This is a genomic window from Streptomyces sp. NPDC053474 (assembly GCF_044544845.1).
Lineage (GTDB): Bacteria > Actinomycetota > Actinomycetes > Streptomycetales > Streptomycetaceae > Streptomyces.
This window is the reverse complement of record NZ_JBITXV010000007.1, coordinates 240,595-259,749: the sequence shown is the minus strand read 5'-3', so window position 1 is coordinate 259,749 and position 19,155 is coordinate 240,595. Positions and strand designations below refer to the sequence as shown.

The 19,155-nt window shown below is 73.6% G+C and carries 17 protein-coding genes; 7 read left to right on the top strand and 10 right to left on the bottom strand.

Features of this window, described 5'->3' with window-relative positions; translation table 11 throughout:
• Nucleotides 1–102 precede the first annotated feature (102 nt).
• Nucleotides 103–654, top strand: coding sequence for a glycoside hydrolase family 25 protein (locus ACIG3E_RS18815; RefSeq protein ID WP_399617276.1), 552 nt, complete (start codon nt 103–105; stop codon nt 652–654).
• A 21-nt stretch (nt 655–675) separates the two neighbouring features.
• On the opposite strand, the gene ACIG3E_RS18810 is transcribed toward ACIG3E_RS18815, so the two are convergent.
• Complete coding sequence (locus ACIG3E_RS18810) at nt 676–1,677, bottom strand: zinc-dependent alcohol dehydrogenase family protein (RefSeq protein WP_399617273.1); 1,002 nt, start codon at nt 1,675–1,677, stop codon at nt 676–678.
• Nucleotides 1,678–1,778: 101 nt separating this feature from the next.
• Here ACIG3E_RS18810 and ACIG3E_RS18805 point away from each other — a divergent pair, with 101 nt between their 5' ends.
• On the top strand, nt 1,779–2,723 hold the full coding sequence (locus ACIG3E_RS18805) for an AraC family transcriptional regulator (RefSeq protein ID WP_399617271.1): 945 nt from the start codon (nt 1,779–1,781) through the stop codon (nt 2,721–2,723).
• A gap of 60 nt (nt 2,724–2,783) precedes the next feature.
• Here ACIG3E_RS18805 and ACIG3E_RS18800 read toward each other — a convergent pair whose 3' ends face one another.
• On the bottom strand, nt 2,784–3,443 hold the full coding sequence (locus ACIG3E_RS18800) for a GNAT family N-acetyltransferase (RefSeq protein WP_399617268.1): 660 nt from the start codon (nt 3,441–3,443) through the stop codon (nt 2,784–2,786).
• Nucleotides 3,444–3,524: 81 nt separating this feature from the next.
• Here ACIG3E_RS18800 and ACIG3E_RS18795 point away from each other — a divergent pair, with 81 nt between their 5' ends.
• The gene (locus tag ACIG3E_RS18795) at nt 3,525–3,740 is read left to right on the top strand and encodes an EF-hand domain-containing protein (protein ID WP_242723917.1); all 216 of its coding nucleotides are present in this window, start codon (nt 3,525–3,527) and stop codon (nt 3,738–3,740) included.
• Nucleotides 3,741–3,792: 52 nt separating this feature from the next.
• On the opposite strand, the gene ACIG3E_RS18790 is transcribed toward ACIG3E_RS18795, so the two are convergent.
• The gene (locus ACIG3E_RS18790; protein ID WP_399617264.1) at nt 3,793–4,644 is read right to left on the bottom strand and encodes an ABC transporter ATP-binding protein; all 852 of its coding nucleotides are present in this window, start codon (nt 4,642–4,644) and stop codon (nt 3,793–3,795) included.
• Nucleotides 4,641–6,386: a 2-isopropylmalate synthase gene (leuA, locus tag ACIG3E_RS18785; RefSeq protein WP_399617834.1), complete on the bottom strand. Its 1,746-nt coding sequence runs from the start codon at nt 6,384–6,386 to the stop codon at nt 4,641–4,643. The genes ACIG3E_RS18790 and leuA overlap by 4 nt, the downstream gene beginning before the upstream one ends.
• Nucleotides 6,387–6,516: 130 nt before the next feature.
• On the opposite strand from leuA, the gene ACIG3E_RS18780 reads away from it, so the two are divergent.
• A complete protein-coding gene (locus tag ACIG3E_RS18780; protein WP_399617831.1) occupies nt 6,517–7,218 on the top strand; it encodes a FadR/GntR family transcriptional regulator in 702 nt (233 codons plus the stop codon).
• Here the strand turns inward: ACIG3E_RS18780 and ACIG3E_RS18775 are convergent.
• The 6 genes from ACIG3E_RS18775 to ACIG3E_RS18750 all read right to left on the bottom strand — a co-directional run bounded on the left by ACIG3E_RS18775 (nt 7,215) and on the right by ACIG3E_RS18750 (nt 13,980).
• Nucleotides 7,215–8,402 (bottom strand): YncE family protein, encoded by a 1,188-nt coding sequence (locus ACIG3E_RS18775; RefSeq protein ID WP_399617261.1) that lies wholly within the window; start codon nt 8,400–8,402, stop codon nt 7,215–7,217. The two genes, ACIG3E_RS18780 and ACIG3E_RS18775, sit on opposite strands and share 4 nt — an antisense overlap.
• Entirely contained in the window at nt 8,402–9,154 is a 753-nt protein-coding gene (locus tag ACIG3E_RS18770) for a polysaccharide deacetylase family protein (protein WP_399617259.1), read from the bottom strand. Before ACIG3E_RS18770 ends, ACIG3E_RS18775 begins: the two co-directional genes overlap by 1 nt.
• Nucleotides 9,155–9,708: 554 nt before the next feature.
• On the bottom strand, nt 9,709–10,212 hold the full coding sequence (locus tag ACIG3E_RS18765; RefSeq protein WP_399617255.1) for an ATP-binding protein: 504 nt from the start codon (nt 10,210–10,212) through the stop codon (nt 9,709–9,711).
• 264 nt (nt 10,213–10,476) lie between these two features.
• Nucleotides 10,477–11,247 (bottom strand): enoyl-CoA hydratase/isomerase family protein, encoded by a 771-nt coding sequence (locus ACIG3E_RS18760; protein ID WP_399617254.1) that lies wholly within the window; start codon nt 11,245–11,247, stop codon nt 10,477–10,479.
• A gap of 90 nt (nt 11,248–11,337) precedes the next feature.
• Nucleotides 11,338–12,579 carry an Ig-like domain-containing protein gene (locus ACIG3E_RS18755; protein ID WP_399617251.1) on the bottom strand — a complete coding sequence of 414 codons (1,242 nt, stop codon included), beginning with the start codon at nt 12,577–12,579 and terminating at the stop codon, nt 11,338–11,340.
• 177 nt (nt 12,580–12,756) lie between these two features.
• Nucleotides 12,757–13,980 (bottom strand): Ig-like domain-containing protein, encoded by a 1,224-nt coding sequence (locus ACIG3E_RS18750; RefSeq protein ID WP_399617248.1) that lies wholly within the window; start codon nt 13,978–13,980, stop codon nt 12,757–12,759.
• 208 nt (nt 13,981–14,188) lie between these two features.
• Between ACIG3E_RS18750 and glgX the strand changes: the two genes are divergently transcribed.
• The 3 genes from glgX (at nt 14,189) to ACIG3E_RS18735 (ending at nt 19,117) form a co-directional block, all read left to right on the top strand.
• Entirely contained in the window at nt 14,189–16,525 is a 2,337-nt protein-coding gene (glgX, locus tag ACIG3E_RS18745) for a glycogen debranching protein GlgX (RefSeq protein WP_399617245.1), read from the top strand.
• A gap of 55 nt (nt 16,526–16,580) precedes the next feature.
• Nucleotides 16,581–17,534, top strand: coding sequence for a LysR family transcriptional regulator (locus tag ACIG3E_RS18740; RefSeq protein WP_399617243.1), 954 nt, complete (start codon nt 16,581–16,583; stop codon nt 17,532–17,534).
• Nucleotides 17,535–17,731: 197 nt separating this feature from the next.
• Nucleotides 17,732–19,117: a carbohydrate-binding protein gene (locus tag ACIG3E_RS18735; RefSeq protein WP_399617240.1), complete on the top strand. Its 1,386-nt coding sequence runs from the start codon at nt 17,732–17,734 to the stop codon at nt 19,115–19,117.
• Nucleotides 19,118–19,155 lie beyond the last annotated feature (38 nt).

Genomic DNA, 19,155 nt, shown 5'->3' with positions numbered 1-19,155 from the left:
CAGTCAGCAGTTCACGTTTCACCGACCGCCGGGGCGAACCCCCCACCCCCCGTTCCCCGGCCGCGATCCGCTTCCCTCCCCCCCCACCTCCGGAGGCCATCCATGCTGCGCGGCATCGACGTCAGTTCCCACCAGTCGTCCTTCTCGACCGACGGCGTCTCCTTCGTCATCGTCAAGGCCACCGAGGGCCGCTCCTACATCAATCCACGCCTGTCGGCCCAGACGGAACGGGCCCGCGACGCCGACTGCGTCCTGGGCTTCTACCACTTCCTGTGGCCCGGCAACATCACCGCCCAGGCGGAGTACTTCGTGGCGAAGGCCCCGGAGCGGGCGGGCGACTTCCTGGCCGTCGACTGGGAGTGGACGGGCGACCACACGGCGGCGACGAACGCGGAGAAGGACCGCTTCATCAAGGAGGTGAAGCGGCTCCGCCCGAACCTGCGGACGCTCCTGTACACCAACCGCGACTTCTGGCTGAACCGGGACACGACGTCGTACGCGGGCGACGGCCTGTGGATCGCCGACTACGTGACGGCGGGCAAGCCCCGCATCCGGGCCGAGTGGCGCATCCACCAGTACACGTCGACGCCCCTGGACAAGAACGTGGCGGACTTCCCCGACAAGGACGCGATGCGGGACTGGGCCACGCCGTAGCCCGGTCCCGCGCGCCCCGCGCTAGGGCCGCACCACGATCTTGCCGGTGTGGGTGGTGGACTCCATCAGGCGGTGGGCCTGCGGCATCCGGTCCAGGCCGTCGAAGACCTCGGCGACCTCGGGCCGGAGGGTGCCGTCGAGCAGGCCCGAGGCCAGATAGGCCGCGGCGCGGCGGCGGGCCTCCGGTGTCGCGAAGACCGCCATGTTGGCGTAGCCGTGGACGGTCAGGGGCCAGTTCGTCGGCAGGACCGTGGGGCGGCCGTCGAGCCAGCCGTAGCTGACCAGGGTGCCGCCCGGGGCGGCGGCCGCGCCGAGGTCCTTGAAGCCGGGGCCGCCGATCGCGTCCAGGACGATCTCGGCGCCGCGTCCGGACGTCAGGCGCCTGGTCTCCCCCGCCACGTCCTTCTCGGAGTCCGTCACGACGACGTGCGCGGCGCCGAGGTCGAGCAGCCGCTGCCGCTTGGCCTCGGTGCGGGTGGTGGCGATCGGGACGGCGCCCGCGCGGCGCACCACCTGGATCGCCGCCGTGCCCACGCCGCTGGACGCGCCGGTGATCAGGACGTGGTCGCCGGGCCGCATCCCCGCGACCAGGTCGAGGGCTCCGTGGGCGGTGGTGTACGTGACCCACGCGGCGGCCGCCGTGACCGCGTCCACCTCGGCGGGGCGGGGCACGACCATGGCCTCGGGCAGCACCACGCGGTCCGCGTACACGCCGTGGGCGCTCAGGTGGAAGTCGGCGGCCACCAGGACGGGGTCGCCGGGCGCGAGGTCCGTGACGCCCTCGCCGACGGCCTCGACGACGCCCGCGGCCTCGTAGCCGTTGCGGGAGGCGGGCAGGGTCGGCTGGTAGTAGTACGCGCCGGAACGCAGCAGGGCCTCGGCCCGGTTGAGGCCGAGCGCCTCGACCTTCAGCTGGATCTCGCCCGGCCCCGGAGCGGGCAGTTCCAGGTCCTGTACGCGCAGGACCTCGGGCCCGCCGATCTCGTCGAAGAGCACGGTGCGGGCGGTGGTTGATGTCGTCATGCCCGAAACGCTATGCGGGGCACACCGATACGAACTATGCCTGTGGATCTTCCTTGTATATCTGTGCGTCTCATGACTGCGGCGCACGCTACCGTTCGGACATGGACGTACTCAGTGACGCGGTGGCCGCCATGCGGCTCGGGCGGCCGCACTCGGCGATCTGGGACAAGTACGGGGCGTGGGGCGTCCACTTCGGGACGCACGGCGGCGCCGGGTTCCACGTGCTGTTGCAGGGCTCGGCCTGGCTGCTTCCCGGCGGCGCGGACGCGGCGCCGCTCGCGCTCGCGCCCGGCGACATCGTCTTCCTCGCGCACGGCTGCGGGCACGCGCTCGCCAGTGCGCCCGGCGCGCCCCTGGAGCGGTTCGAGCTGAACCCGGACGGGAGCTGGCCCGCGCCGCCGCCGCGGGTGCCGCGCGCGGAGTCCGGCCCGGCGCCGTCCGCGGTGCTCCTGTGCGGGGCCTACCAGGTGGACCGGGCGCGGGCCCATCCGCTGCTCTCCGAGCTGCCCGACGTGGTGCACCTGCCCGCACGGGTGGGCGCCCACCGCTCCCTGCGCACCACCGTGGAGCTGCTGGGCGCCGAGCTTCAGGAACCGCAGCCCGGCTCCGACACCATCGTCCCCGCGCTCTTGGACACGATGCTCCTGTATCTGCTGCGCGCCTGGTGGCTGGGCGAGCGGCACGGTACGGAGCATCCGACGGGGTGGGCTGCGGCGCTCGCCGACCCCGGGGTCGCGGCGGCGCTCCGCGCGCTGCACGCGGACCCCGCGCGGGCCTGGACCGTGGCGGAGCTCGGGGCGCTCGGCGGGCTCTCCCGGGCGGCGTTCGCGCGGCGGTTCGCGGGGTCGGTGGGGGTGCCGCCGCTGGCGTATCTGACGTGGTGGCGCATGACGGTCGCGGGGCGGGCCCTGCGCGCGGGCGACGCGCCCCTGCGCGTGGTCGCGCAGCAGGCCGGGTACACCTCGGAGTTCGCCTTCGCCAAGGCCTTCAAACGCGAGTTCGGCGTGGCGCCGGGGCGCTACCGGAGGCTGGGCGCGACGGGGTAGCGCCGCGCGGCCCGTCCCGGAGGGCGGGTGTCGGCCCGCCCGGCTGCCCGGGGTGCCCCGCTACCGGGCGAAGAACAGGGCCTCCGCGCCCACGGGACGGAACCCCGCCGCCTGGAAGGCCCGGACGCTGCGGGCGTTGCCCGGGGCCTGCTGGGCCCACAGCGTGGCGCCGCCCGGCACGAGGGCCCGGGCCGCCGAGGCGAGCGCCCGCCCGAGCCCCCGGTGGCGTGCCGACTCGTCGACCTCCACGGACACCTCCCAGCGCCCCGCGACCCCGCGCCCGAGGACGACGACGCCGCCCGCGCCGGACGTCCACACCCGTACGTCGTCGCGCCGCTTGAGGGCCCGGGCCACGCGGGGGTGGTCGGGGTCGTCGAGGGCCCGCAGGCCGAGGGCCGGGTCCGGTGGTCCGGGCACGGCGGACGCCACGGTGACCAGGTCGATGGTGTCGACCGCGAGGCCGGTCCGCTGCCCGAAGGCGGTGAGGAAGCCCGGGTTCATCGTCGCGGCCAGCGGGTCGCAGCCGGTGCCCGCCACGGTGGCGCGCACCCACTCCGGGTCCTCGTCGGTGAAGACGACGGTGTGGGCCGTGAACGACATGACCCCGGCGTCGCGCGGCGACGGCTGCGGCACGACGGTGGTGGAGCCGTCGGGGGCGGGGAACTCCCCGCGCGCGGCGGCGGTGAGAACGGCGTCGAGCGACGCCGGTGCGCTGGCCATGGCCGTACTCCTTGCAATCGTCACCCGGACCGGCCGTTACCCTAACCCCCGTCAGTAGGACACGAAGAAGGGGCGGACCCGGTGGCGGACATCGAGGAAGCACGCAAGCAGTTCGACCGGTTCGACGCGGACGGCGACGGCTACATCACGGCGGCGGAGTACAAGACCGCCATGGCACAGATGGGGGACTGGAACGTCACCGAGTCGGTGGCCGAGGCCATCATCAAGTCCAAGGACCAGAACGGCGACAAGCTGCTCTCCTTCGACGAGTTCTGGGCCAGCCTGAACAAGGCCTGAGCAGACCTCGCACCCCTGGACGGGCCAGGACTCCCCTGGCCCGTCCGACGTTTCACACCCCGCGCCCACCGCCGCGCACGGACCACCGCCCCGCGCGCCGCTCCACCCGCACCGGGTGGTCGAAGCACGCGCTGACCAGCTCCGTCGTCACCACGTCCGGTACGGCACCCGAGGCGAACACCCGCCCCTCCCGCAGCAGCACCGCGTGGGTGGTACCGGCGGGCAGCTCCTCCAGGTGGTGGGTGACCAGGACCGTGGCCAGCCGGGGGTGCGCGGCCCGCAGCGCGTCGAGGCTGTCGAGGAGCCGCTCGCGCCCCGGCAGGTCGAGCCCGGTGGCGGGCTCGTCGAGGAGCAGGAGCCGCGGGTCCGGCATGAGCGCGCGGGCGATCAGGGCCCGGCCGCGCTCGCCCTGCGACAGGGTGGGCCAGGGGGCGTCGGCGCGGGCGGCCAGGCCCAAGGCCTCGATCAGCCGCTCGGCCCGCTCGCGCTGGGCCCGCGACGGCTGCCGGTGCGGCACGCGGGCCACGCTGTTGGTCAGGCCGGTGAGCACGACCTCGCGCACGGGCAGCGGGGAGCGCAGCGGGTGACGGGGGTCGACGTGCCCCAGGTAGGTGCGCAGCTCCCGCAGGTCGACGGTGCCGAGGCGGCGGCCGAGGACGTCCACCGTGCCGTGCGTGGGGTGCGTCAGGGCGCCGAGCAGGCTCAGGAGGGTGGACTTGCCCGCGCCGTTGGCGCCGAGCAGGGCCCAGTGCTCCCCCGCCCCGACGGTAAGCGAGACGTCGTCGAGGATGCGGCGGCCGTCGCGGACGACGGCGACAGCCGCGGCGCGCAGGAGCGGAACGGGGCCGTCCGCCACCGGGGCGGCGCCCGGGGCGGCGAGCGTGCCCCGGCCCGTCGCCGTCATGCCGTCGCCGCCGCGGGGTGCTGCGGCGGCCGGGGCTCCAGGCCGCGGTTCACCGCCGCCACCACGGCCTGCACCGACGCGGTGAGCAGCGAGGTGTCCACGCCCGCGCCCCAGACGTCGGCGCCGCCGACGCGGCAGCGCGCGTAGGCCGCCGCCTCGCTGGTGCCGCCCGCGGCGAGGGCGTGTTCGCTGTAGTCGAGGACGTCGACGGCGAGGCCCGCCGCACCGAGGGCGGCGACGAAGGCCGACAGCGGGCCGTTGCCGACGCCCTCGAAGTCCCCGGGGCGGCCGTGCACGTCGAGGGTGCACACGCAGCGGTGCAGGCCGTCGGGGGTGGTGTCCGCGGCCCAGGCCAGGACCGCGACCGGGCCGCCGGAGCCCGCCCGGCCCGGGGCGAGGTACGTGGTGCGGAACAGCTCGTACAGCTCGTCCGGGCCTGCCTCCCGGCCGCTGCCGTCGGTCGTCTCCTGCACGACGCGGGCCATGTCGGGCCGCATGCCCGCGGGCAGGTCGAGCCCGTGGTGCGTCCGCAGCAGATACGCGGTGCCGCCCTTGCCCGACTGGGAGTTGACCCGGATCACGGCCTCGTACGAACGCCCCACGTCGGCCGGGTCGATCGGCAGGTACGGCACGCGCCAGGGCGCGTCGCCCGGCTCGACGCCGAGCTCCGCGGCCCGCTTGGCGTGGTGGGCCAGGCCCTTGGCGATGGCGTCCTGGTGGGTGCCGGAGAACGCGGTGTGCACGAGGTCGCCCGCGTACGGGTGGCGCGGGTGCACGGGCAGGCGGTTGCAGTGCTCGGCGACCTCGCGGACGGCGTCGATGTCGGACAGGTCCAGCATGGGGTCGACGCCCTGCGCGTAGAGGTTGAGCGCGAGCGTCACCAGGTCGACGTTGCCGGTGCGCTCGCCGTTGCCGAACAGGCAGCCCTCGACGCGCTGTGCCCCGGCGAGCAGCGCGAGTTCGGCGCAGGCGACGCCGGTGCCGCGGTCGTTGTGCGGGTGCACGGACAGGATGACGCTGTCGCGCCGGGCCAGGTGGCGGTGCATGTACTCGATCTGGTCGGCGTACACGTTCGGCGTGGCTATCTCGACGGTCGCCGGGAGGTTGTGGGTGACGGGCCGGTCCGGGCTCGCGTCCCACAGCTCGGTGAGGGAGTCGCACAGCTGAAGGACGTAGTCGGGCTCGGTGAGGTTGAAGGTCTCCGGCGCGAACTGGAAGCGGATGTCGGCCCCGGGGCACGCCTCGGCGAGGCGGGCCATGCGGGTGGCGGCCGCCAGGGCGGTGGCCGAGACGGCGGCGCGGTCCCGGCCGAGCACGACCTCGCGCCACACCGGCGAGGTGGCGATGTACAGGTGGACCACGGCCCGCGGCAGCCCCTCGACGGCCTCGAAGGTGCGGTCGATGAGCTCGGGGCGGGCCGGGGTGAAGACGACGGGCGTGACGTCGTCCGGCACGGCTCCGGAGCGCACGAGCTCCACCAGGTGCCGGACGAAGTCGAAGTCCGCCCGGCTCGCCGACGGATAGCCGACCTCGATCTCCTTGAACCCCAGGGACACGAGCAGGTCGAAGAAGCGGCGCTTGCGCGCGGTGTCCATCGGCTCGGCCAGGGCCTGGTTGCCGTCGCGCAGGTCGACGGGGACCCAGAGGGGGGCGCGGGTGAGCCTGGCCGCGGGCCAGCTCCGGTCCTGCGGGCGCGGGACGTCGACCCGGTCTTCGTACGGGAGATAGCGGTGCGCGGGCATGGGGCTGGGGCGCTGCGGATTCCAGGGGTACGAGATCACGCCGCCACCCTAGGCAGACCTCAGGTCCTCAGACAAGTACTCCTCAGACATGCACTCCTCAGACACGTACACTCGCGAGGTGACCTCTCGCATGCCGCGCCCGGCCCTCGGCGCCCTCCGCCCCAGCCCCCTCGTCGAACAGGCCACGGAGCGGCTGCGCGACCAGATCACCGGGGGCGGCTGGCCGGTCGGCACGAAGCTGCCCGGGGAGACGACCCTCGCCAAGGAGCTGGGGGTCGGCCGCTCCACGGTCCGCGAGGCGCTGCGCGCGCTGGCCGGGGCGGGGCTCGTCCAGGCGCGGCAGGGCGCCGGGGTCTTCGTCACCGCCACCGAGCCGGTCGAGGACTGGCCGACGCGGCTGCGGGCGGCCGCGATCGGCGACGTGTACGAGGTGCGGGCGCTCGTCGAGGTGCAGGCCGCCCGGCTCGCGGCCGCCCGCCGCACGCCCGAGGACGTCACGGCGCTGCGGGCCGCGCTCGCGGCGCGGCGGGCGGCGGCGGGCGGCGGCGACGCCGCGTTCGTCGACGCCGACATCGCGCTGCACGCCGCCGTGGTGGGGGCCGCGCACAACCCCGTCCTCACCGACCTGTTCGCCCAGTTCGTGCCCGCGCTGCGGCAGGGGCTCATCGACCTGCTCGACCTCATCGACGTGCGCCGGGAGGAGGCCGACCACGGGGACGAGGCGCATGCCGCGCTCGTGCGGGCGGTCGTGGACGGGGACGCGGCGGCCGCGGAGCGCCTGGCCCGGGCGGAGCTGGAGGTGACGCTGGGGCGCCTGGTCGACAGGCCCTAGCGGAAGATGCCGGTGTGGCCCAGGGAGTAGCGGCCCGGCTGTGGGTACACCGCCAGGCCGTGGGGGCCGCCGCCGACGGGGACGCGGGCCACCTGGACGCCGGTGCGGGTGTCGATGGCGTAGACCTCCGAGTCGTACCGGCCGGAGAGCCACAGCGTGTGGCCGTCGGCCGAGACGCCGCCCATGTCCGGGCTCCCGCCGTCCGGCAGGCGCCACTTCTTGGTGAGCCCGTCCCGGTGGAAGTCGAAGACGGAGACCGTGCCCTCGCCCCGGTTCGACACGTACATCTCGCGGGAGTCGCGGCTGACGTACAGGCCGTGGCAGCCCTTGCCGGTGGGCAGGAGCCTCGGCTTGCCGAAGGTGTCGCCGTCGAGGACCCACATGCCGTCGGCCATCATGTCGGCGACGTAGAACTTCTTGCCGTCGGGGGACACCTTCACGTCCTGCGGCATGGCGCCCTTGAACGGCAGCTTCTGCTGGCCGACGACCTTCATCCGCTCGGTGTCGACCTTCAACAGCTCGCCGCTGAACTCGCAGGAGACGATGAAGTAGCGGCCGTCGAGGGAGAAGTCGGCGTGGTTGACGCCGTAGCAGCTGACCGGGACGGTCTTCTTCCGCTCCATGGTGTGCGGGTCGCGGAAGACCAGCTCGCGGTCGAGGGACGCCATGACGACGGCGTACTTGCCGTTGGGCGTGAAGTACAGGTTGTACGGGTCGTGGACCTCGACCGGCTTGCCCGCGCGGCCGGTCTTCGGGTCGATGGGCGTGAGGGTGTGGCCACGGTTGTTGTTGACCCAGAGCGTCTTCATGTCCCAGGACGGGACGACGTGCTGGGGCTGGACGCCGACGGGGATCGTGTCGATGACCTTGTACGTCGCCGGGTCGATGACGGAGACCGTGTTGGAGTTGGTGTTGGGGACGTACACGCGGGACGGGAAGTCCTTGACCACCGGGGAGAGCTTGTTCGGGCGGTCGGCGGCGTAGACGTCCTTGCGGTCGAGGACGGGCGGCATCCCGGGCAGGCCCTTGACCTGCTTCGGCTCGGCGGGCTTGACGGGCGCCTTGGTCGCGAGGGCCTTGTTCTCGCGGTCCCCGCGCTCGGTGCCGCAGCCCGCGAGGGCGGTGAGGACGGCCGCGCTTGCGAGCAGGGCGGCGGCGCGCGTGGCCAGGGTCAGGTTGCGCATCAGGTGAGCAGCTCCGTGGTCGTGACGGCGCGCAGGCCGCGGCGGTGGAGGTCGTCCAGGACGGCGGGGAGCGCGGCGACCGTGTCCGCGTACCCGAAGTGCAGGCTCACCACGGAGCCCGCACGGACCTCGGCGGCGACCTTGCGGGTGACGGCCGGGGCGCCGGGCGAGGTGAAGTCGAGGGAGTCGACGTCGTAGGAGAGGACGTGCGGATAGCCCGCGCGCCGGGCCAGGCGGGCGACGAGCGGCGTCGCGCGCTCGGCCCGCGAGGGGCGGAACCAGCTGCCGATGCCGCCGGTGAGGCGGCGCAGCCGGTCCGCGCAGCCGGTGATCTCGGCGTAGGCCTCGGCTTCGGGGAGGCTGTTGACGGCGCGGTGGTTCAGGGTGTGGTTGCCCAGGTCGTGGCCCCCGTCGAGGACGCGCCGGGCCAGGGCGGGGTGCTCGTCGAGCCAGGTGCCGACGGCGAGGACGGTGACGCGGGCGCCCGCCCGCTCGGCCTCGCCGAGCAGCGCGCGGGCGGTGGCCGGGTCGCCCTGGCCGTGGAAGGTGAGCGCGACCTCGCGCCGCCCGCGCGGGCTGCGCGCGATCTGCACCGGCAGGCCGGGGAAGGCGCGGGGGCCCGGCGCGGGCCCGCGGTGCGGCGTGCGCGCGGGGCGCGGCTCGCGGCCTGGCGCCGTGGCGCAGCCCGCGAGGGGGGTGAGGGCGAGCCCAGTGCCGATGCGCAGCGCGCCGCGCCGGTCGGTCGAAGTCACGCGACCCATTTATAGGGCGGCGGGCCCCGAAAGCCGCTGATCGACATGAGGAACGGTCCGGACCAAGAGGTTCCGCTGAGGCTCGCGATAACCCCTCACAGGAGCTGTTTAGCCATCGTTTACAAGGTGCGTGCTCTATCTCACCAAGGATTCACCTCTAAACTGTCATGTTATGTCCATGAATGACCGAATAGGGACTTTTGGATCAGAGGCCCCCGTCTGCCATAGTCGACGAAGCGACCCTCATTGACCCGAGCTACGTCGCCTTACGGGCCGCGGACCACACCCACACCGGTCCCGGCCCCGCTCGAAGGCCCCCGACAGCGCCGCCACCCACGGCCCCGGGGGCTTTCGCGCACCCGGACGCGCGCGGTCTTATGGAAGTGCGGTGAGGTTCGGCAGCGCCCCAAAGGGGCGCGGGGCTGTGCCGATATGCGGCTCCGCCGCGAAGGGGGTCCCCCCTGTTCGAGCGAAGCCGAGAACTTGGGGGCCCGACCAGCCACGACGGACCCGCAGGCGATCGACGGCCCATCGCGGCAATTCCAGCGAAGCGCTTAGCGGTCGGTGACGCGCACCTCGAACCACGTCATCTTGCCGCGCGGCAGCAGGTCCACGCCCCAGCGGTCGGCGAGCTTGTCGACGAGGAACAGGCCGCGGCCGCTGATGTCGAGCTCGTGGACGGGCATCAGACACGGCAGGCCGCGCGAGGGGTCGCGGACCTCGACCCGGATCCAGCCGCGCCGCCGGTGGGTGCGCAGGCCGAAGACGCGGGCGCCGGTGTGCCGCACGGCGTTGCCGACGAGCTCCGAGACGAGGAGCACGACGTCCTCGGTGACCTTGGGCGACAGGCCCCAGTGGCGCAGGACGACGACCTGGGCGAGGCGGCGGGCGATGGCGGCGGACTCGGGGCGGGACGGGAGCTGGACCTCGGCGTCGGTGGGGTTGCCGAACAACTCCAGTGCCTTCAGGGCGTGTTCGTCCTCCACCGCCGGAGACCAGCGCGCCGCGGTGGCGCCCGCGCGCCGCCGCGACTGTTCAAAGCCCTCCTGCCCCGCCATGCCCCCCATCATGGCCGCCCACGGCCCGCATTGGGGCCGTTCCGGCGGAATGAGCCCCCCGGAAGCTTCCGTTCCAGGGGGCGGGCACGTCATATGCCATGGGCAGTTAGAGGTCCGGCACAGCCATCCTGACCTGCGATGACCGCTCGCTCACCGGAGATCGCAGAGCGCCTTGAACGCGCCGGGCTTAAGGCTCTCTTAAGCCTGTGACAATCCGCCCCTTCGGGGGAAACTTTGGCTGACGGGACCTCAACTGGCCGGATCTCAGAGGAACTTAGCCTTGCCTGGCCCGTCCTCCACGAAGCTGCGCATGCCGCGCTCGCGGTCCTCGGTCGCGAAGAGGCCCGCGAACCAGGTGCGCTCCACGGCGAGCCCGGTGTCGATGTCCGCCTCCAGGCCCTGGTCGACGGCCTCCTTCGCGGCGCGCAGCGCGAGCGCCGGGCCGCGGGCGAGCCGCGCCGCCCACGCGTGGGCCTCGGTGTACACGTCGGCGGCGGGCACCACCCGGTCCACCAGGCCGATGGCGAGGGCCTCGTCGGCCTTGACCTGGCGGCCGGTGAAGATGAGGTCCTTGGCCTTGGACGGGCCGATCAGGCGCGGCAGGCGCTGGGTGCCGCCGGCGCCCGGGATCAGGCCGAGCAGGATCTCCGGCTGGCCGAGCTTGGCGTTGTCGCCCGCGATGCGGAAGTCCGCGCAGAGCGCGAGCTCGCAGCCGCCGCCGAGGGCGTAGCCGGTGACGGCGGCGACGACGGGCTTGGGGATGCGGGCGACCGCGGTGAAGGCGTCCTGCAGGGCCCGGGAGCGCAGCACCATGTCCCGGTGGTCCATGTTCTGCATCTCCTTGATGTCCGCGCCCGCCGCGAACACCTTCTCGCCGCCGTAGATCACGACGGCCCGCACGTCGTCGCGGTCGGTGGCCTCCGCCGCGAGGTCCTTCAGGCGGTCCTGGAGCGCGATGTCCAGGGCGTTCATGGGCGGGCGGTCGAGGCGGAGCGTACCGACGCCCTCGGCGACTTCGAGATGCACAGATGTCATGACGGGCACGTTAGCGGCCGTTAGCGCGGAAGGGCCCGGTGCACTTGGTCACACTGTGCGCCGGGCCCTTCGAGGAGTATCGCGGGGGCGCTACGCCTTCCACTTCTCCCAGGACATGTTCCAGCCGTTGTAGCCGTTGTCCGGGGCGATGACCTTGTCGTTGGAGTTCTTGACGACCACCACGTCGCCGACCATCGAGCGGTCGAAGAACCAGGCCGCGGAGACGTTCTTGTCGTAGCCGCCGCGCACGTCGCGCAGGCCGATGCAGCCGTGCGAGGCGTTGTAGTTGCCGAAGGCGCCGCCGCCCCAGTAGTTGCCGTGGATGAAGGTGCCGGAGGTGGACAGGCGCTGGGCGTGCGGCACGTCCTTGATGTCGTACTCGCCGCCGTAGCCGACGGTCTCGCCGTTCATGCGCGTGACCTTGAGGCGCTCGCTGATGACCATCTGGCCGTTCCACGTCTCGTACCCGGGCTTGCCGGTGGTGACGGGGATCTTCTTGATGACCTTGCCGTCACGCTTGACGGTCATCTGCTTGGTCTTGACGTCGACGACGGAGACCTGGCTGCGGCCGATCTCGAAGCGGAGCGTCTTGACCTGCTTGCCGTAGACGCCCGGGCGGCCCTCGACGCCGTCCAGGTTCATCCGGACGGTGACCTTGGTGCCCGGCTTCCAGTACTTCTCCGGGCGGAAGTCCAGGCGGTCGTTGCCGAACCAGTGGCCCTCGACCGGCACCGACGGCTCGGTCGTGATGTCGATCGCCTTCTCGACGGCGTCCGGCGCGGTGATGCCCCGCGTGAAGCGCACCGAGAACGGCATGCCGACGCCGACCTTCGTGCCGTCCTCCGGCGCGAACTGGCCGACGAAGGTGTTCTTCGGCACGAGCGTCGTGAACGACGAGTCCCTGGCCGCGACGCGGCCGTCGGAGTCCTTGGCGATCGCGTGGACCTTGTACTTGGTGCCGGAGGCGAGGTGCCGCTCGGGGGACCATTTCGCGCCATCCGCGACGATCTTCCCGGGCACCGGCTTGCCCTTGGAGTCCTTGACCGTGACCTCGGTCAGCTTGCCCTTGGCGGCCGATATCCGCAGCGCCCCGTCGGTCGCCACGGCGTTCGCGCCGTCCTTGGGGGCGATGGTCACCACGGCCCGGGACGGCTTGTCCGGGTCCACCTTGTCCTTGCCGCCACCCCCGTCCCCCGAGTCCGAGCCGCCCCCGCACGCGGCCACGAGCAGCAGCGTCGCCCCCGACACCACCGCGGTCAGTCCCCTGGCGCCCCGCCGCCCCGCGCGCTTTCGCGCATGGGCCGACGCCCCCGATATCGGTCGCCCGTTCACGATGCTTCTCCCCTCGCACGGCCCCGACAGGCCCGCACTCATCCGTCGCCGCGCGACCGGGAATGACCATCCGTCTCGCGCACTGCGCTAGATAACCACACGGCCCGCACCGATGACTCCCCGCCAAATGTCACCGTTCCGTTCCAACTGCGACCTTCGTGCGGGCCGGTGGTGGCATCAGCGGCTGGAGCGCTCCTTCTTGTCCCCCTTGGTGGACTTATGTGCCTGTCCTGACTTCTTCCCGGTCCGCCACTCCTCCCAATCCATGTTCCAGCCCCCGAGGCCGTTGTCAGGAGCCACTTTCTTGTCATGGCTGTTGACGACCTCGACGACGTCACCGATGAGGCTGCGGTCGAAGAACCAGCCCGCCGGGGTCTTGGAGCTGCCGCCCTTCACATCGCGCAGGCCCACGCAGCCGTGGCTGACATTGCTGTTCCCCGGCGCGTCCGGCGCCCAGTAGTTGCCGTGCAGGAAGGTCCCCGAGGTGGTCAGGCGCATGGCGTGCGGCACGTCCGGGATGTCGTACTCCCCGCCGAAGCCGACCGTGCGGCTGTTCATGCGGGTCACCTCCAGCATCTCGGTGATCACCATCTTGCCGTTGTACGTCGTCGTCTTCGGGGCGCCCGCGGTGATCGGGACGGTGGTGTCCGGCTCCCCGTCGCGGCGCACCCGCATGGTGTGCGCGGCGGCGTCGACGAGGCTGACCTGGCTGCGGCCGACGGTGAAGGAGAAGGACTTCTCCTGGAGGCCGTAGACGCCGGGCGCGGCCTCCACGTCGCGCAGCCGCAGGTCCACGGTGACCTTGGTGCCGGGCTTCCAGTAGTGCTCGGGGCGGAAGTCGACGCGGGTGCTGCCGAACCAGTGCGGGCGGATCTCCACGGCGGGCTCGGCCGTGACGCGGATGGCGCGCTGCACGGCGGCCCGGTCGGTGATCTCGCGGTTGAACTCAAGGGAGACGATCATGCCGGTGCCGACCGTGGCGCGGTGCTCCGGCGTGACGTACCCGATGAAGCGCTCCTCGGGGACGTACGTGGTGAACGTGGTGTGGCGCGCGGAGCGGCGGCCGTGGCCGTCGAGCGCGACCGCGTCCACGGTGTACTTGGCGGCGAGCGCCAGCTTCTCCTGCCCGCCCCGCGCCAGGGGGCGCCAGCTCATGCCGTCGGCGGACACGCGTCCCTTCACCTCGGTCTCCTGGGCGTCCTGGGACCGGACGACGCGCACCGACTCCAGGCGTCCGTCCGGCACCTCCACCCTCAGCCGCCGCTCGGGCCGCACGCCCTTCTGGCCGTCGCCGGGCGTGACCCGGATCGCGTCGGCGGGCGAGCGGGGGCGGCCGAGCACCCCGTCGAGCGCCGTACCGGAGCAGCCCGACGCCGCGAGCACCAGTCCCGTCCATGCCACCGCGAGCCTCAGCGCGGTCCGTGCGCGCCGAGCGCGCCTCGTTGCCTGTCTCACGTCGGGCCCAACGAGGCTGCCCCGCCCCGGGAAACGTGAGTGCGACGCGCCCGCTGGGCAGAACAGGGGGAAGGACGTCGGGCGGGCAGCCGCGGCCGGGACGCCGCATGCCCCGACCGCACGCCGACGGGGCCGAGCCGCGGGAGGCTGACAGGTGTCGAGTGCACCCGAGCAGGGGGCGGTCAAGGGGGCGCGTGCCGTGGACCGGGTCGGGCCCGGCGGCACGGCGGCCGAGCGCAACGGCGGGCGCGGCGGCACGGTCCGCCCCGCCCGCACGCGCCCGGTGTGGCCGGGGGCGCCGACGCCGCTCGGCGCCCGCTTCCGGGTGGGCCCGGACGGGGTGGCGGGCACGAACTTCGCGCTGTGGGCGGGCGGCGCCGAGGCCGTGGACCTGTGCCTGTTCGAGGCGGACGGCACGGAGACGCGCTGCCCGCTGACCGAGCTGACGCACGAGATCTGGCACGGCTTCGTGCCCGGCGTGCTCCCCGGGCAGCGCTACGGCTACCGCGTGCACGGCCGCTGGGACCCCTGGACCGGCGCCCGCTTCAACCCGGCGAAGCTGCTCCTTGACCCGTACGCGCGCGCGGTCGACGCGGGGCCCGGGCGGGACTACGGCTCGCTGCCGCCGGAGGTGTACGGCCACGTGCGGGACTGGCCGCAGCAGCACGTGGCGGACACCGTGCGCGACGACCGGGACTCGGCGCCCTTCGTGCCGAAGGGCGTCGTCGTGCACGACGACGCGCCGGACGACGAGTGGGCCGACGACCGCCGCCCCAAGACCCCGTGGGCCGACTCCGTCATCTACGAACTGCACGTGCGCGGCTTCACCATGCGCCACCCGGACGTGCCCGAGCCGCTGCGCGGCACGTACGCGGGGCTCGCGCACCCGGCCGCCATAGACCACCTCGTACGCCTCGGGGTGACGGCGGTCGAGCTGCTCCCGGTGCACCAGTTCGCGCACGAGGACCATCTGCTGCGGCGGGGCCTGCGCAACTACTGGGGGTACAACTCGATCGGCTACTTCGCGCCGCACGCGGCGTACGCGGCGTCCGGCACCACCGGGCAGCAGGTCGGGGAGTTCCGGCGGATGGTGCGGGCGCTGCACGCGGCCGGGATCGAGGTGATCCTCGACGTCGTCTACAACCACACGGCGGAGGCCGGGGAGCTGGGCCCGACGCTGTCGTTGAAGGGCGTCGACAACCACGCCTACTACCACCTCCAGCAGGACGCCCGGCGGTACGCCGACTACACGGGCTGCGGCAACACCCTGCACGTGGTGCGCCCGCAGGTCCTCAGGCTCATCACGGACTCGCTGCGCTACTGGGTGAGCGAGATGGGCGTGGACGGCTTCCGCTTCGACCTGGCGGCGGCCCTCGCGCGCTCCTTCCACGACGTCGACATGCTCTCGCCGTTCCTCGCGGTGATCGCGCAGGACCCGGTGCTGCGGCGCGTGAAGCTGATCGCCGAGCCGTGGGACGTGGGCTCGGGCGGCTACCAGGTGGGGGCGTTCCCCCCGCTGTGGACCGAGTGGAACGACCGCTACCGCGACGCGGTGCGGGACTTCTGGCGGGGCGCCCTGCCGGACGTGCGGGACCTGGGCTACCGCCTGTCCGGGTCGAGCGACCTGTACGCGTGGGGCGGGCGGCGCCCGTACGCGTCGGTGAACTTCGTGACCGCCCACGACGGCTTCACGCTCCGGGACCTGGTGAGCTACGAGCGCAAGCACAACGAGGCCAACGGCGAGGGCAACCGGGACGGCGCGGACGACAACCGCGCCTGGAACTGCGGCGCCGAGGGCGAGACCGACGACCCCGAGGTGAATGCGCTGCGCCGGCGCCAGCTGCGCAACCTGCTGACCACGCTGCTGCTCTCCACCGGGGTGCCGATGCTGGTCGCGGGCGACGAGATGGGCCGCACGCAGGGCGGCAACAACAACGCGTACTGCCAGGACAACGAGATCAGCTGGGTGGACTGGGGCCTGCGCGACGACCCCGGCTGGGGCGGGCTGCTCGCGCTCGCCCGGCGGCTGATCGCGCTGCGCCACCGGCACCCGGTGCTGCGGCGCCGCGCCTTCTTCTCCGGGCGCGCCCACTCGGCGGACGGCCTGCGGGACCTGGCGTGGTTCACCGCGCGCGGCACGGAGATGACGGAGGCCGACTGGTACGCGCCCGCCGCGACGCTCGGCATGTATCTGTCGGGGCGCGACATACCGGGCCGGGACGCGCGCGGCGCGCAGGTGACCGACGACAGCTTCCTTGCGGTCCTGCACGGCGCCGACCGGGCGGTGGGCTTCACGCTGCCGGGGCCGCCGTGGGCCGACGCGTACGAGGTCGTGGTCGACACCGCGGGCGAGGAGCAGGGGGAGGCTCCGGGGACGCTGCTCGCCGCGGGGGCGGAGGTGACCGTGGAGGCACGGTCGGCGCTGCTGCTCAGGGCGGTGCCCGCGCCCGGGGCCCCCGGGGTTCCCGGGGGCGAGGCGCCGCGCCGGTGATTCAGGTCCGTACCAAGGTATTGCCCCAGGCCCGGAGGCCGACGAAGCTCACGGCATGGACCTGGAGTTGCGGCACCTGAAGACGATCCGGGCGATCGCCGACGCGGGCAGCCTGACGAAGGCGGCCACGGCGCTCGGCCTCGCTCAGCCCGCGCTCAGCGCCCAGCTGAAGCGGATCGAACGGGTCCTGGGGGGCCAGCTGTTCGAGCGCGGCAGGTCCGGGGTGCGGCCCACTCCGCTGGGCGAGTTCGTGCTCGCCCGCGCCCGGATCGTGCTGCCCGCCGTCAGCGAACTCCAGGAGGAGGCCGAGCGGTTCACGCGCGGCTGGCAGGACCGGCGCGGCTTCCGGCTCGGCGGCACCCACGGGCCGCTGCTCGGCGGCCTGGTCGACCGGCTCGCCGCCGCGCATCCCGAGCAGTCCGTGTCCACGTACACCTCCTGGTCGGAGCGGGAGATCGCGGCGCAGGTCGCCGACGGGCGGCTCGACTTCGCGCTCGTCGGCACGTGCGGGGCGGCCGCGCCGCCGGAGCGCGAGCGGCTCGTGTGGCGCGAGGTGGCGCGGGACCCGGTGTTCGTCATGCTCGCCACGGGGCACCGGCTCGCCGGGGAGCCGCAGATCGAGCTCGGGGACCTCGCGGCCGAGGCGTGGACGGACGTGCCGGGCGACGGGTGCTTCGGGGACTGCTTCACCGCCGCGTGCGCGCGGGCGGGGTTCACGCCGTCGTCCGTGTACGAGACCGACACCGCGTCGTGCGTGCATCTGGTGCAGGTGGGGCGGGCGGTGGGGCTGTGCCGCGCGACGTTTCCGCCGACGGGCGGGATCGTGACCCGGCCGCTCGCGGGCACGCCCCTGTACTGGCGGCATCTGCTGGGGTGGCACCCCGAGACGTACGCGCACGACACCGCGGCGGGGGTGTTCGCGCACGCGCGGGCCGCGCACGCGGAGGCGGCCGCCCGCAGCGAGAGCTACTCGGCGTGGCTGGCGTCGCCGGGGGCGGACGTGGGCTAGTGCTTGTGCGAGGGGCGAGGGGTCGGCGCGGATGAACGGCCGGTGGCGGGGGCCATAACACGGGACCAGGGGGGTAACTGGCATCTACTGAGCGGCTGTTGAGGCTTCTACGGTATGGGCGACCGGAGAGAGGGCGGATCCCCGCTTCCCCGCTCTGCGGATCCCCCCCTCCCCGATGACACACCGAGGAGACCCCCATGCAGTCCAGAGATGCCTCCCCGTTCCTCAGGAAATGTACCGACCGCCGCGGCCTCGCCGCGGCCGGCGCCGCGTTCGTGGCCGCCGGTGCCCTCGTCTTCGCCTCGATCCCCGGCTCCGCCCACGCCGACTCCCCGTCCCCCGCCGACACCGCCGCCGTGGCCAAGACGTCGCCCGCGGTGCTCAAGGCCATGCAGCGCGACCTCGGCCTCACCCCCACGCAGGCCGAGGCGCGCCTCGTCAACGAGGCGGAGGCGGGCGCCGTCGCGGGCTCGCTGCGCAACGCGCTCGGCCGTGACTTCGCGGGCGCCTGGGTCCAGGGCGCCACCTCGGGCACGCTCACGGTCGCGACCACCGACCCCAAGGACGTCCCCGCCATCACGGTCAAGGGCGCGCAGGCCCGGGTCGTCGAGCACACCGTGGCCCGGCTCGACGCGGCCAAGGCGGCGCTCGACCGGGCCGCGAAGAAGACGAAGACGCTGGACGCCCCGGTCTGGTACGTCGACGTCAAGGCCAACGCGGTCGTCGTGGGCGCCGTGCGGACCGCCGCCGCCCACCGGCTCGTGGCCGCCGCGGGCGTGGACCGCGACCTGGTGCGCGTGGTGCGGACCAAGGACCGGCCGCGGCCGCTGTACGACCTCGTCGGCGGCGACGCGTACTACATGGGCGGCCGCTGCTCCGTCGGGTTCCCGATCACGCAGGGGGCCACGCAGGGCTTCGCCACGGCGGGCCACTGCGGCCGCGTGGGCACGGCCACGCAGGGCTACAACCGGGTCGCCCAGGGCACCTTCCGCGGCTCGATCTTCCCGGGCCGCGACATGGCGTGGGTGGCTGCGAACTCACAGTGGACGTCGACCCCGTACGTCAAGGGCCAGGGCGGCACGCGCGTGGGTGTCGCGGGCTCGACGCAGTCGCCGGTGGGTGCCTCCATCTGCCGCTCCGGGTCGACCACCGGATGGCACTGCGGCACGATCTCGCAGCACAACACCAGCGTCACCTACCCCGAGGGCACCATCAACGGCGTGACCCGCACGACGGTGTGCGCCGAGCCCGGCGACTCCGGCGGCTCGTACATCTCCGGCAGCCAGGCGCAGGGCGTCACCTCGGGCGGCTCGGGCAACTGCAGCTCCGGCGGCACGACGTTCTACCAGCCGATCAATCCGCTCCTCCAGCAGTTCCAGCTGACGCTGAAGACCACGGGCGGCGAGGACCCGGGGCCAGGGCCCGGCCCCGGTGACCCGAGCGGCACCTGGGCGGCGGGCTCCGTCTACGCGGCCGGTGACACGGTCACGTACGGCGGCGAGACCTTCCGCTGCCTCCAGCCGCACCAGGCACAGGAGGGCTGGGAGCCCCCCAACACCCCCGCGTTGTGGGAGCGCGGGTAAGGACCCAGGGCTGAGCGGGCCGCGCCCCGGGGGGTGCG

Bases quoted from the DNA above. Each gene is read 5' to 3' on its own strand.
- ACIG3E_RS18775 (WP_399617261.1), bottom strand. From the start codon at position 8,402: ATGCGCAACCTGACCCTGGCCACGCGCGCCGCCGCCCTGCTCGCAAGC.
- ACIG3E_RS18805 (WP_399617271.1), top strand. From the start codon at position 1,779: ATGGACGTACTCAGTGACGCGGTGGCCGCCATGCGGCTCGGGCGGCCG.
- ACIG3E_RS18815 (WP_399617276.1), top strand. From the start codon at position 103: ATGCTGCGCGGCATCGACGTCAGTTCCCACCAGTCGTCCTTCTCGACC.
- ACIG3E_RS18760 (WP_399617254.1), bottom strand. From the start codon at position 11,247: ATGACATCTGTGCATCTCGAAGTCGCCGAGGGCGTCGGTACGCTCCGC.
- ACIG3E_RS18790 (WP_399617264.1), bottom strand. From the start codon at position 4,644: ATGACGGCGACGGGCCGGGGCACGCTCGCCGCCCCGGGCGCCGCCCCG.
- ACIG3E_RS18765 (WP_399617255.1), bottom strand. From the start codon at position 10,212: ATGGCGGGGCAGGAGGGCTTTGAACAGTCGCGGCGGCGCGCGGGCGCC.
- ACIG3E_RS18810 (WP_399617273.1), bottom strand. From the start codon at position 1,677: ATGACGACATCAACCACCGCCCGCACCGTGCTCTTCGACGAGATCGGC.
- ACIG3E_RS18735 (WP_399617240.1), top strand. From the start codon at position 17,732: ATGCAGTCCAGAGATGCCTCCCCGTTCCTCAGGAAATGTACCGACCGC.
- leuA (WP_399617834.1), bottom strand. From the start codon at position 6,386: ATGCCCGCGCACCGCTATCTCCCGTACGAAGACCGGGTCGACGTCCCG.
- ACIG3E_RS18740 (WP_399617243.1), top strand. From the start codon at position 16,581: ATGGACCTGGAGTTGCGGCACCTGAAGACGATCCGGGCGATCGCCGAC.
- ACIG3E_RS18780 (WP_399617831.1), top strand. From the start codon at position 6,517: ATGCCGCGCCCGGCCCTCGGCGCCCTCCGCCCCAGCCCCCTCGTCGAA.
- ACIG3E_RS18800 (WP_399617268.1), bottom strand. From the start codon at position 3,443: ATGGCCAGCGCACCGGCGTCGCTCGACGCCGTTCTCACCGCCGCCGCG.